The 13,030-nt window shown below is 44.7% G+C and carries 10 protein-coding genes, 2 tRNA genes, 2 rRNA genes, 1 pseudogene and 1 riboswitch (1 of these 16 running past the window's edge); of the genes and pseudogenes, 13 read left to right on the forward strand and 2 right to left on the reverse strand.

Annotated features, from left to right (window positions below):
* Positions 1 to 47 precede the first annotated feature (47 nt).
* Positions 48 to 667: pseudogene (locus NYE56_RS02825) on the forward strand (YdhK family protein).
* 12 nt (positions 668 to 679) lie between these two features.
* On the opposite strand, the gene pbuE reads toward NYE56_RS02825, so the two are convergent.
* A complete protein-coding gene (pbuE, locus tag NYE56_RS02830) occupies positions 680 to 1,846 on the reverse strand; it encodes a purine transporter PbuE (protein WP_003234105.1) in 1,167 nt (388 codons plus the stop codon).
* A 55-nt stretch (positions 1,847 to 1,901) separates the two neighbouring features.
* Positions 1,902 to 2,001, reverse strand: a riboswitch (purine riboswitch).
* A 176-nt stretch (positions 2,002 to 2,177) separates the two neighbouring features.
* Here pbuE and NYE56_RS02835 point away from each other — a divergent pair.
* From NYE56_RS02835 to gmuG, 8 genes are all read left to right on the forward strand, one after another.
* Positions 2,178 to 2,489: a PTS sugar transporter subunit IIB gene (locus NYE56_RS02835; protein ID WP_014112863.1), complete on the forward strand. Its 312-nt coding sequence runs from the start codon at positions 2,178 to 2,180 to the stop codon at positions 2,487 to 2,489.
* A complete protein-coding gene (locus tag NYE56_RS02840) occupies positions 2,489 to 2,821 on the forward strand; it encodes a PTS lactose/cellobiose transporter subunit IIA (RefSeq protein WP_341283430.1) in 333 nt (110 codons plus the stop codon). The genes NYE56_RS02835 and NYE56_RS02840 overlap by 1 nt, the downstream gene beginning before the upstream one ends.
* Positions 2,822 to 2,839: 18 nt before the next feature.
* Positions 2,840 to 4,168: a PTS cellobiose transporter subunit IIC gene (gene celB, locus NYE56_RS02845; RefSeq protein ID WP_341283431.1), complete on the forward strand. Its 1,329-nt coding sequence runs from the start codon at positions 2,840 to 2,842 to the stop codon at positions 4,166 to 4,168.
* A 17-nt stretch (positions 4,169 to 4,185) separates the two neighbouring features.
* On the forward strand, positions 4,186 to 5,583 hold the full coding sequence (gene gmuD / locus NYE56_RS02850; protein ID WP_341283432.1) for a 6-phospho-beta-glucosidase GmuD: 1,398 nt from the start codon (positions 4,186 to 4,188) through the stop codon (positions 5,581 to 5,583).
* 148 nt (positions 5,584 to 5,731) lie between these two features.
* Complete coding sequence (gmuR, locus tag NYE56_RS02855) at positions 5,732 to 6,445, forward strand: transcriptional regulator GmuR (RefSeq protein ID WP_015715336.1); 714 nt, start codon at positions 5,732 to 5,734, stop codon at positions 6,443 to 6,445.
* A gap of 28 nt (positions 6,446 to 6,473) precedes the next feature.
* Positions 6,474 to 7,373 carry a fructokinase GmuE gene (gmuE, locus tag NYE56_RS02860; RefSeq protein WP_341283433.1) on the forward strand — a complete coding sequence of 300 codons (900 nt, stop codon included), beginning with the start codon at positions 6,474 to 6,476 and terminating at the stop codon, positions 7,371 to 7,373.
* A complete protein-coding gene (manA, locus tag NYE56_RS02865; protein WP_341283434.1) occupies positions 7,370 to 8,317 on the forward strand; it encodes a mannose-6-phosphate isomerase, class I in 948 nt (315 codons plus the stop codon). The genes gmuE and manA overlap by 4 nt, the downstream gene beginning before the upstream one ends.
* Before the next feature lie 18 nt (positions 8,318 to 8,335).
* Complete coding sequence (gene gmuG / locus NYE56_RS02870; RefSeq protein WP_341283435.1) at positions 8,336 to 9,424, forward strand: mannan endo-1,4-beta-mannosidase; 1,089 nt, start codon at positions 8,336 to 8,338, stop codon at positions 9,422 to 9,424.
* 58 nt (positions 9,425 to 9,482) lie between these two features.
* Here the strand turns inward: gmuG and NYE56_RS02875 are convergent, their stop codons facing one another.
* A complete protein-coding gene (locus NYE56_RS02875; RefSeq protein ID WP_268554706.1) occupies positions 9,483 to 10,337 on the reverse strand; it encodes a manganese catalase family protein in 855 nt (284 codons plus the stop codon).
* A gap of 335 nt (positions 10,338 to 10,672) precedes the next feature.
* Between NYE56_RS02875 and NYE56_RS02880 the strand changes: the two genes are divergently transcribed.
* From NYE56_RS02880 to NYE56_RS02895, 4 genes are all read left to right on the forward strand, one after another.
* A tRNA-Arg gene (locus tag NYE56_RS02880) sits at positions 10,673 to 10,749 on the forward strand.
* A 13-nt stretch (positions 10,750 to 10,762) separates the two neighbouring features.
* Positions 10,763 to 10,836: transfer RNA gene (locus NYE56_RS02885), tRNA-Gly, on the forward strand.
* Positions 10,837 to 10,997: 161 nt separating this feature from the next.
* Positions 10,998 to 12,547, forward strand: a 16S ribosomal RNA gene (locus NYE56_RS02890).
* 170 nt (positions 12,548 to 12,717) lie between these two features.
* Positions 12,718 to 13,030, forward strand: a 23S ribosomal RNA gene (locus tag NYE56_RS02895) (it continues 2,615 nt past the right edge of the window).
* The 16S and 23S rRNA genes sit together here with 2 tRNA genes alongside, the layout of an rRNA operon.

Genomic DNA, 13,030 nt, shown 5'->3' on the forward strand with positions numbered 1-13,030 from the left:
TTACATACCGTTCGGGGGTATAGTATTATCGATAGGGCATGTTTTCATTGTCTGCGGGCAAAAGTTACAGGAAAAAATGAAGCAAAGGAGAATGAACATGAAAATCTCTAAAAATGCACTGGGAATTCTGATGTTATCTCTTGTTTTAGTTTTATCAGCATGCGGCAATAACAACAGTACGAAACAAAGCACACATGACAATCATCCAGACTCCTCAACACATGAAGAGATGGACCATTCCGGATCAGCTGACGTTCCAGAGGGATTACAGGAATCTAAAAATCCGAAATACAAAATAGGCAGCCAGGTAATCATCAATACTTCCCATATGAAAGGCATGAAAGGTGCCGAAGCTACGGTAACAGGCGCCTATGATACAACGGCGTATGTTGTTTCTTATACTCCGACTAATGGGGGACAGCGTGTGGATCATCACAAATGGGTGATCCAAGAAGAAATCAAAGATGCTGGAGATAAAACGTTACAACCCGGAGATCAGGTGATTTTAGAGGCTTCTCATATGAAAGGCATGAAAGGAGCAACAGCCGAGATCGACTCCGCGGAAAAAACAACTGTATACATGGTAGACTATACATCGACAACAAGCGGCGAAAAAGTGAAAAACCACAAATGGGTCACCGAAGATGAGCTTTCAGCTAAATCATAAAAAATCCTCCTTTTACAAGGAGGATTTTTTTGCTGTCTGAACAGGTCTTGTTAAAGAAATGAAAGCAAACAGGACAGCGATGATCACAATTGACCCGCCGCACCATGCTGTTGACACTACAGTACCCGTCTGATCCAAAACAACACCGCCAATGGCTGAACCAAGGGCAATTCCGACTTGGAGGGCCGATGTGTTAAAGCTTTGCTGAATGTCAGACGAATCAGGTGCAATTTCAATTAAATAGCTTTGCTGAGCCGGGGCGAGGCTCCAGCTCAGAAGACCCCAAATCACCATGACAGGCAAAAAGAAAATCATAGACGATGTAGACAGCGGCAGTAAGAACATAATGATGGCAAAGGAACCGGTCACCAGCAAAATGCTCTTAAAGGAACCAAGCCGGTCAGATAGCGCTCCTCCGAAAGGGCCTCCGCATACAGCAGATATCCCGAAAAGGAAATAACAAATGCTGACCCAGAAAGAGCTCAGGTGAAGAGTCTCTTCTAAAAACGGTGCAAAGTAAGCGTAAAGCGTGTAGTGGCCAGCTAATGTAAACATCGTGACGAGGTGTGAACTCGCGATTTTCAGATTACCGATCGTCTTGAGCTGTTCCCGGAAAGGAATCATTTTCTCCGCCGGTATTCTTTCAAAGAAGATTGAAATAATCAGCATGGAGATCAGCGCCAACAGGCCGATGCCAAGGAACAAAATCCGCCACCCGAAGGAATCGCTGATTAAGATTCCGAGCGGCACGCCTAATGCGATAGCAGAGCTGAAACCCATAAAAATAATTCCGATTGCGCGGGCTCTGTATTCAGGCGCTACAATTTTCGGGGCAATTGTTAAAGAAAGCACAACAATCAGCCCTGTACTCATTGCTGCCAATACCCTAGATACCATCAGTGTTGCGAAATTAGGGCTGAAATAGGCGACAAGATTGCTAAGGAAGAAAACAAATAAAGCAATTAGATATAAGCGCTTCCGCTCAATCTTCGCAGTCAATGCCAAAAGCAGCGGCCCAGACACTGCATATCCCAGCGCAAACACACTGATCAACTGTCCGGCTGAAACAATGGAAATGTCTAAATCATTTGCGATCTGAGGAAGAATTCCCCCCACAATTAACTCAACCAATCCGACTGCAATCGTAGAAGCTGCAAGCAGGAAAACTTTGAAATTCATAACAAACTCCTTTACTTAAATGTTTTGATAAATAAAAAAAATCCTGATTACAAAAAATGTCATAAACAAATTTTGTAATCAGGATTTTACGGTTCCTGGTAGACACCCTCAAACCATATTATTGAGGTTATACAAGTGATAATAGCTATTTAATTGATTCGTTTCCGTTGATGAGTGTACCACATTATGAATGAATCTTCCATAGAAAAATTTACAAAATGATGAACCGGACAAGTATATGATTATATTTATTTTATAAAAGTATAGACATTTAAAAATAAATGACTATAATAATCGATGTAAGCGTTTTAATCACAAGGGGGGATAGCAGTTGAAAAAAATATTACTCGCGTGCAGTTCAGGAATGTCTACCAGTTTATTGGTGACAAAAATGAAGGAATACGCACAGTCTATCGGTGAGGAAGCGGAGATTTGGGCTGTTGGCCAGGATAAAGCAAAAGAAGACATGAGAAAAGCGGATGCTGTTTTGATTGGTCCGCAAATGAGCTTTCTGAAAAGCGAGCTCCAAAAAGAGGCGGATCAATACAACATTCGGGTTGAAGTCATTGACATGATGGCCTACGGAATGGCAGATGGGAAAAAAGCGTATGAGCAGGCATTGTCCTTAATGGAGAATCAATAATGGAACAGGTGAAAATCACGAATTTAACAGATGAACAAATCAGTTTTCAGCTTATCTTGCACAGCGGCAATGCCCGCAGCTGCATCATACAATCACTGCGCGCCTACAAAGAAGGGAACAAGGATGAGGCGGATGCCCTCATTACCAAGGCTGAGCAGGATTTATCCGCGGCCCATGACATTCACTTTCAAATGATACAGAAGGAATCCGGCGGAGAAGCACAAGCTTTCTCATTGCTGCTCATGCATGCAGAGGATCATCTGATGTCAACATTATCCATGAAAGAATTAGTGAAAGAGATGCTTGATCTCTTTAAAACCAAGAATCTATAAATAATCGGGGTGGATAGGGTGTTCGAGAAAATCAGCCAATTCCTTGTTCCAATTGCAGGGAGGTTAAACAATAACCGCTATTTGCAAGTGCTGCGTGATGCATTTATGCTGGCTTTCCCGCTGACGATATTCGGGTCCATTTTTGTCGTGTTAACGAATTTGCCGTTTCTAAACAAAATCATGAACGCCTCAATGCTTACATCGTTTCAGTCTCATTTCGGCATTGCCTCCACGGCGACAATGGGCATTATGTCTGTCTTTGTTGTGTTCGGGATAGGCTATTACCTGTCAAAAAGCTATCAGGTCGAAGCTGTATTTGGCGGAGCGATCGCTTTGGTTTCCTTTTTGCTCTTAACGCCATTTATCGTTCAGCCAGAAACAGGAGATGCCATTACAGGGGTTATCCCGGTCGATCGTCTCGGTGCAAAAGGGATGTTTCTTGGGATGATTACGGCATTTCTTTCTGGAGAAATCTACAGAAGAATCGTTCAAAAAAACCTGACAATCAAAATGCCAGCCGGCGTTCCGCCTGCTGTAGCAAAATCATTCGCCGCACTTATTCCGGCTTTTATCACATTGACCGTATTTTTGCTGATTAACGTAATGGTGAATCTGTTTTTTAAAACAAATATGCACGACGTCATTTATCACGCGATTCAGGCTCCGCTTGTCGGACTTGGAAGCGGTATCATTCCAACGCTTATTGCCGTGTTTTTCATTCAAATTCTTTGGTTTTTCGGACTGCATGGACAGATCATTATCAACTCCGTGATGGACCCGATTTGGAATACACTGCAGGTAGAAAACCTTTCTGCTTACACGGCGGGAAAAGAAATCCCTCATATTATTTCAAAACCGTTTATGGAGATTTATACAGTAGGGATGGGCGGAACCGGGATGACGCTTGCGATTGTGTTTACCATTCTTATATTCATGAAAAGCAGGCAGATGAAGCAAGTATCAAAACTTGGCCTCGCTCCCGGTATTTTTAACGTCAACGAACCGATTATCTTCGGGCTTCCGATTGTCATGAATCCGATCATTATTGTGCCTTGGGTGCTGGCACCGATGGTTGTTACGCTCGTCACCTATCTGGCTATGTCAGCAGGGCTCGTTCCGCCTCCGACTGGTGTGACAGTGCCGTGGACGGTTCCATTATTCATTAATGGTATCATGGCGACGAACTCAATCATGGGGGGCGTGATGCAGCTTATCAATCTGCTGATTGTCTTCGTGATCTGGTTTCCGTTCCTAAAAGCAATGGATAAATTAAATCTGGCAAAAGAAAAAGAACAGGCTGTGCAGGAGACAGCTGCTCAGCAAAATGATAACAGCATAAAAATGTGACATAAGGGGAGAGAGACTTGGCACAAACAGAACAATATCGTTTTCCAAAGGATTTTTGGTGGGGATCATCCGCTTCAGCAACACAAACGGAGGGTGCCGCCGACAGAGACGGAAAAGGCCAGAATATATGGGATTATTGGTTTGAAAAAGAACCGCATCGTTTTTTTGATCATGTCGGACCCGCAGACACATCCCAATTTTACGACAACTATAAAGAAGATATCAGGCTGATGAAGGAGCTTGGCCACAACTCGTTCCGGATGTCGATTTCCTGGTCACGTTTAATACCAAACGGAACGGGCGAGATCAACGATAAAGCCGCAAATTTCTATAACAATGTCATTGATGAGTTGATCGTTAACGGAATTGAACCATTTGTCAATTTGTTTCATTTCGATATGCCGATGGCGCTTCAAAAAATCGGCGGCTGGGTCAACAGAGAGACGGTTGACGCGTATGAAAACTATGCGAGAACGTGCTTCCGTTTGTTTGGCGGCCGGGTGAAAAAATGGTTCACGCATAATGAACCAATCGTTCCCGTAGAAGGCGGCTACTTATATGATTTTCATTATCCAAACAAGGTCGACTTTAAAGAGGCCGTCCAAGTTGGATTTCATACGATGTTATCAAGTGCCCGCGCCATTCAGGCTTACAGGGAGATGGAGCAGGACGGAAAAATCGGTATCATCTTAAATTTGACCCCTTCATACCCGAGAAGCAGCCATCCGGCGGATGTAAAAGCCGGGGAAATCGCAGACGCGTTTTTTAACAGATCTTTTTTAGACCCATCTGTCAAAGGCGAATTTCCCAAAGAGCTGGTTGACATTTTGAAGCATGAAGGCTTTATGCCAGATTACAACGCTGAAGATCTTGACATCATCAAAAAGAACACGGTTGACCTGTTGGGAGTGAATTATTACCAGCCGAGACGTGTGAAAGCGAAAGAACATCTTCCGAATCCCGACGCTCCTTTTTTGCCTGACAGGTATTTTGATTCCTACGTCATGCCGGGCCGCAAAATGAATCCGCATCGCGGCTGGGAAATCTATGAAAAAGGCGTTTATGATATTTTGATTAATTTAAAAGAAAACTACGGCAACATCGAGTGTTTTATCTCTGAAAACGGTATGGGGGTTGAAGGTGAAGAGCGATTCAGGGATGAACAAGGCATCATTCAAGATGATTACCGGATTGAATTTATAAAAGAGCACCTCAAATGGATTCACCGCGCCATACAGGAAGGATCAAACGTAAAAGGCTATCACTTATGGACGTTCATGGACAACTGGTCTTGGACAAATGCCTATAAAAACCGATATGGGTTTGTATCAGTCAATCTTGAGAAAGACGGAGAAAGAACCGTCAAAAAGAGCGGAAAATGGTTCAAAAAGGTTGCTGAGCATAGCGGTTTCTAGGTTTTCCTAAAGGTCAAGATCTTCCGGCAATCATCATAACGAATAGAGATGACGAAAATCCGCAACATTGATGAAATAGGGAAAAGAACTTATGATATCCGTAAAAGCTTATGTGATATCAGACTCTAACAGCTGCCGGAGGATGCCAATGAATAAATACGAAATTATTGCAAATGAAATGAGAAATAGAATTAAAAATAACGTATATCCGATCGATCAGCCCATTCCTGATGAAGTATCTCTTGCAAAAGAATTTAACTCAAGCCGCATGACGATGAAGAGAGCCTTGGATAATTTAGTTGCCGAGGGTCTGCTGTTCAGAAAACGAGGCCATGGCACGTTTATTATTCAATCTGCAATACAGGATGACCATGTCCATGTAGTCAGCAATGAGATTCTCGGATTGACCAACTTGCTGAAAGATAAAAAAATCCAAAGCAAGGTCATTCAGTTTGAAGTGCAATTTCCCACTGAGGAAGTGGCCGCCCATTTGTCTATTGATCAGAAAACACCGGTTTATTATGTCGTTCGGCTGCGAATTGTAGAAGGTGAACCCTATGTATTAGAAAAAACATATATGCCGACTCATTTAATACCGGGCATTAATGACGATGTCCTTCATGATTCGATCTACAATCATATTACAAATGTGCTGCAGCTCAAAATCGCCGGAACGCATCGGAAAATCAGAGCCTGCAAATCTGATCATATTGACCAGCAGCATCTGGGCTGTAAACAGGATGATCCAATTCTTGAAGTGGAACATGTGGGCTTCTTAGATACCGGGATTCCATTTGAATATTCCTTTTCACGTCATCGGCATGACAAGTTTGTTGTGACTTCTGTAAACATACGGCGCTGATTGCGGAGACAACAAGGAGGCCATCTGCATGCTTGGCGGTATTGAAGCAGGCGGCACAAAGATTGTTTGTGCTGTCGGTAAAGAAGATGGAACGATCATTGACCGAATAGAATTCCCTACAAAGATGCCGGATGAAACGATAGAGAAAGTGATTCAATATTTTCGCCAATTTTCATTACAGGCAATCGGCATCGGCTCCTTTGGCCCCGTTGATAACGATAAAACCAGTCAAACATACGGTACCATTATGGCCACGCCGAAAGCGGGCTGGAGACACTACCCCTTTTTGCAAACCGTTAAGAACGAAATGAAGATCCCAGTCGGATTTAGTACAGATGTCAACGCTGCGGCGCTGGGTGAATTCCTTTTCGGTGAAGCGAAGGGTCTTGACAGCTGCCTGTATATAACGATTGGCACTGGCATCGGAGCGGGGGCTATTGTAGAGGGGAGGCTCCTTCAGGGGCTGTCACACCCAGAGATGGGCCATATTTATATCCGTCGGCACCCGGATGACGCATACCAAGGGAAGTGTCCTTATCATGGAGATTGCTTTGAAGGCTTGGCTTCCGGTCCCGCCATTGAAGCGCGCTGGGGAAAAAAAGCCGCGGATTTATCAGATATAGCACAAGTCTGGGAACTGGAAGGGTACTATATTGCCCAAGCACTGGCTCAGTATATTTTGATCCTTGCACCTAAAAAAATCATTCTTGGCGGCGGCGTCATGCAACAGAAACAAGTGTTTTCCTATATCTATCAATATGTACCAAAAATCATGAACAGCTACTTAGATTTTTCTGAATTATCAGATGATATAAGTGATTATATTGTACCTCCACGTTTAGGCAGTAACGCCGGAATCATCGGCACGCTAGTTTTAGCGCATCAGGCCTTACAAGCAGAGGCAGCATCCGGGGAGGTGCGATCATGACGCATCCTTTATTTTTAGAGCCTGTCTTTAAAGAAAGACTATGGGGAGGGACGAAGCTTCGTGACGCTTTTGGCTACGCAATACCCTCACAAAAAACAGGTGAGTGCTGGGCCGTTTCTGCCCATGCCCATGGCCCGTCGGCTGTAAAGAACGGTCCGCTGGCAGGAAAGACACTAGATCAAGTATGGCAAGATCATCCAGAGATTTTCGGTTTTCCAGATAGGAAGGTGTTTCCGCTGCTGGTAAAGCTGCTGGACGCCAATATGGATCTCTCCGTGCAAGTCCATCCTGATGATGATTATGCAAATCTGCACGAAAATGGCGACCTTGGTAAAACGGAGTGCTGGTATATCATTGATTGCAAAGATGACGCCGAACTGATTTTGGGACATCACGCAAGCACAAAGGAAGAGTTCAAACAACGAATAGAAAGCGGTGATTGGAACGGGCTGCTGAGGCGAATCAAAATCAAGCCCGGAGATTTCTTTTATGTGCCAAGCGGTACACTCCATGCTTTATGTGAGGGAACCCTTGTCCTTGAAATCCAGCAAAACTCTGATACAACGTATCGCGTATACGATTATGACCGCTGTAATGACCAGGGCCAAAAAAGAACTCTTCATATAGAAAAAGCCATGGAAGTCATAACGATACCGCATATCGATAAAGTGCATACACCGGAAGTGAAGGAAGTTGGTAACGCAGAGATCACTGTTTATGTGCAATCAGATTATTTCTCAGTGTACAAATGGAAGATAAGCGGCCGAGCTGCTTTTCCTTCACATCAAACCTATTTGCTTGGGAGTGTTCTGAGCGGATCAGGACGAATCATAAATAATGGTATTGAGTATGAATGCAATGCAGGCTCACACTTTGTCTTGCCTGCGCATTTTGGCGAGTTTTCAATAGAAGGAACATGTGAATTCATGATATCTCATCCTTAATGAATGGAGGAGTTGCATTTGTTTAAGAAACATACGATCTCTTTGCTCATTTTATTTTTACTTGCGTCTGCTGTTTTAGCAAAACCAATTGAAGCGCATACTGTGTCGCCTGTGAATCCTAATGCCCAGCAGACAACAAAAGCAGTGATGAACTGGCTTGCGCACCTGCCGAACCGAACGGAAAACAGAGTCCTTTCCGGAGCGTTCGGAGGTTACAGTCACGACACATTTTCTATGGCTGAGGCTGATAGAATCCGAAGCGCCACCGGGCAATCGCCTGCTATTTACGGCTGCGATTATGCCAGAGGATGGCTTGAAACAGCAAATATTGAAGATTCAATAGATGTAAGCTGCAACAGCGATTTAATATCGTATTGGAAAAATGGTGGAATCTCGCAAATCAGCATGCACCTGGCGAATCCTGCTTTTCAGTCAGGGCATTTTAAAACACCGATTACAAACGATCAGTATAAAAAAATACTAGATTCTTCAACAGCAGAAGGGAAGCGGCTGAATGCCATGCTCAGCAAAATTGCTGACGGACTTCAAGAGCTGGAGAACCAAGGTGTGCCTGTTTTGTTCAGGCCGCTGCATGAAATGAACGGTGAATGGTTTTGGTGGGGACTTACATCATATAACCAAAAGGATAATGAAAGAATCTCTCTATATAAACAGCTCTACAAGAAAATCTATCATTATATGACCGACACAAGAGGACTTGATCATTTGATTTGGGTTTACTCTCCCGACGCCAACCGAGATTTTAAAACTGATTTTTACCCGGGCGCGTCTTACGTGGATATTGTCGGATTAGATGCGTATTTTCAAGATGCCTACTCGATCAATGGATACGATCAGCTAACAGCGCTTAATAAACCATTTGCTTTTACAGAAGTCGGCCCGCAAACAGCAAACGGCAGCTTTGATTACAGCCTATTTATCAATGCAATAAAACAAAAATATCCTAAAACCATTTACTTTCTGGCATGGAATGATGAATGGAGCCCAGCAGTAAACAAGGGGGCTTCAGCTTTATATCATGACAGCTGGACACTCAATAAGGGAGAAATATGGAATGGTGATTCTTTAACGCCAATCGTTGAATGAATCAGTAATGTACAATAAGAAGGTGCTCAAGAAGTTTCTTGAGCACCTTCCCACTGGATTAAGCATTCATATCGCCTAACCCAGGACTGTGTTCATTCGGTATTTCAGGAAGCACTGGTACGGGAAACCCTGCCGGAGGATCTATTACTTGTAACTCTCCGCCATTTCGGCTTGGAGATTTCCCTTGATAGATTTCACTGATTCTCGTTTCATCCAACCTAAAGTTAAACTGTGCATTATGGTAGCCTAATTCGACATACTTTCTGCACTCAGGATATTTATTAATGTCATAATTCGGCACAGGGAGCAGCTTCGCCCATTCAACGCCCAATGTCTCGAGCGCTTTCGCGAATGCATTCTGGTGAGCATTGTCGCGTACAATCAGAAAAGCAAGTGTTTCGCGGAACGTCTGATTAGAGCTCATTTCATAAATTCTTGTTTTTTGCAGCACACCTGTCGACTCAAGAAGCAGGTTATCCAGCAGGTCTGTAATTAAGTTTCCGTGGTTATACACCCACGACCCGTTCCACGGATTGCCCCCTGCATCAACGGGAAGGGAACTTTGCGCACCAATAATATAATGATGAGGATTAGCATGTTTAACGGCTTCATTAAGTGGTGCTTGATCTGCACCTTGACTGCCGACACCTTCACTGCCTGATTCATCTAATAAAGCATTGATTGTGTTTTGAACCAGTTCAACGTGGGCAATCTCCTCTAAAAAAATGCCGCGAAGCAGATCGCGGTACTGTTTCTGCTTTCCTCTGAAATTAGAGCTTTGGAAAAAAAACTGCATCATTGTACGCATTTCTCCGTAATGACCGCCTAATATCTCCTGCAGGACCTTAGCAGCTGCCGGGTCTGGCTTGTCCGGTTTAATGATATTAATCAGTTCCTCTTTGTAGTAATACATAATACGCCTCATTTCTTCTTAAGAGATTTTCTTATATTATTTGTAAGATGAGATAAAATATATACATGATAAGCATGGGAAGGCGTGAAAGAAGAAAATAAAAAAATACAGGAAAAGTGTTGACCAAATAAAACAGGCATGGTATATTATTAAACGTCGCTGATGAACAGCGTGAAACAAAACAGAAAAACAAAAAAGTTTTTCTAAGGTGTTTACAAGATTTTAAAAATGTGTATAATAAGAAAAGTCGAATTGAAAATCATTCGAAAAACATTTTTAAAAAACTTCTTGACTTCAACATCAAATGATAGTATGATAGTTAAGTCGCTTAATAAGCGCCCGTAGCTCAATTGGATAGAGCGTTTGACTACGGATCAAAAGGTTAGGGGTTCGACTCCTCTCGGGCGCGCCATATAAGATACCACGCGGGTGTAGTTTAGTGGTAAAACCTCAGCCTTCCAAGCTGATGTCGTGAGTTCGATTCTCATCACCCGCTCCATTATTGAATGATCTTTGAAAACTAAACAAGACAAAACGTACCTGTTAATTCATTTTTTATAAATCGCACAGCGATGTGCGTAGTCAGTCAAACTAGGGCCTGCACGACGCAGGTCACACAGGTGTCGCCGCAGGATGCGGTGAACTTAACCTGTGATCCATTTATCGGAGAGTTTGATCCTGGCTCAGGACGAACGCTGGCGGCGTGCCTAATACATGCAAGTCGAGCGGACAGATGGGAGCTTGCTCCCTGATGTTAGCGGCGGACGGGTGAGTAACACGTGGGTAACCTGCCTGTAAGACTGGGATAACTCCGGGAAACCGGGGCTAATACCGGATGGTTGTTTGAACCGCATGGTTCAAACATAAAAGGTGGCTTCGGCTACCACTTACAGATGGACCCGCGGCGCATTAGCTAGTTGGTGAGGTAACGGCTCACCAAGGCGACGATGCGTAGCCGACCTGAGAGGGTGATCGGCCACACTGGGACTGAGACACGGCCCAGACTCCTACGGGAGGCAGCAGTAGGGAATCTTCCGCAATGGACGAAAGTCTGACGGAGCAACGCCGCGTGAGTGATGAAGGTTTTCGGATCGTAAAGCTCTGTTGTTAGGGAAGAACAAGTACCGTTCGAATAGGGCGGTACCTTGACGGTACCTAACCAGAAAGCCACGGCTAACTACGTGCCAGCAGCCGCGGTAATACGTAGGTGGCAAGCGTTGTCCGGAATTATTGGGCGTAAAGGGCTCGCAGGCGGTTTCTTAAGTCTGATGTGAAAGCCCCCGGCTCAACCGGGGAGGGTCATTGGAAACTGGGGAACTTGAGTGCAGAAGAGGAGAGTGGAATTCCACGTGTAGCGGTGAAATGCGTAGAGATGTGGAGGAACACCAGTGGCGAAGGCGACTCTCTGGTCTGTAACTGACGCTGAGGAGCGAAAGCGTGGGGAGCGAACAGGATTAGATACCCTGGTAGTCCACGCCGTAAACGATGAGTGCTAAGTGTTAGGGGGTTTCCGCCCCTTAGTGCTGCAGCTAACGCATTAAGCACTCCGCCTGGGGAGTACGGTCGCAAGACTGAAACTCAAAGGAATTGACGGGGGCCCGCACAAGCGGTGGAGCATGTGGTTTAATTCGAAGCAACGCGAAGAACCTTACCAGGTCTTGACATCCTCTGACAATCCTAGAGATAGGACGTCCCCTTCGGGGGCAGAGTGACAGGTGGTGCATGGTTGTCGTCAGCTCGTGTCGTGAGATGTTGGGTTAAGTCCCGCAACGAGCGCAACCCTTGATCTTAGTTGCCAGCATTCAGTTGGGCACTCTAAGGTGACTGCCGGTGACAAACCGGAGGAAGGTGGGGATGACGTCAAATCATCATGCCCCTTATGACCTGGGCTACACACGTGCTACAATGGACAGAACAAAGGGCAGCGAAACCGCGAGGTTAAGCCAATCCCACAAATCTGTTCTCAGTTCGGATCGCAGTCTGCAACTCGACTGCGTGAAGCTGGAATCGCTAGTAATCGCGGATCAGCATGCCGCGGTGAATACGTTCCCGGGCCTTGTACACACCGCCCGTCACACCACGAGAGTTTGTAACACCCGAAGTCGGTGAGGTAACCTTTTAGGAGCCAGCCGCCGAAGGTGGGACAGATGATTGGGGTGAAGTCGTAACAAGGTAGCCGTATCGGAAGGTGCGGCTGGATCACCTCCTTTCTAAGGATATTATACGGAATATAAGACCTTGGGTCTTATAAACAGAACGTTCCCTGTCTTGTTTAGTTTTGAAGGATCATTCCTTCGAAACGTGTTCTTTGAAAACTAGATAACAGTAGACATCACATTCAATTAGTAATACAAGATATCACATAGTGATTCTTTTTAACGGTTAAGTTAGAAAGGGCGCACGGTGGATGCCTTGGCACTAGGAGCCGATGAAGGACGGGACGAACACCGATATGCTTCGGGGAGCTGTAAGCAAGCTTTGATCCGGAGATTTCCGAATGGGGAAACCCACCACTCGTAATGGAGTGGTATCCATATCTGAATTCATAGGATATGAGAAGGCAGACCCGGGGAACTGAAACATCTAAGTACCCGGAGGAAGAGAAAGCAAATGCGATTCCCTGAGTAGCGGCGAGCGAAACGGGATTAGCCCAAACCAAGAGGCTTGCCTCTTGGGGTTGTAGGACACTCTGT

The sequence above is a fragment of the Bacillus sp. FSL R5-0603 genome (genome assembly GCF_038050295.1).
Classification (GTDB): Bacteria; Bacillota; Bacilli; order Bacillales; family Bacillaceae; genus Bacillus; species Bacillus subtilis.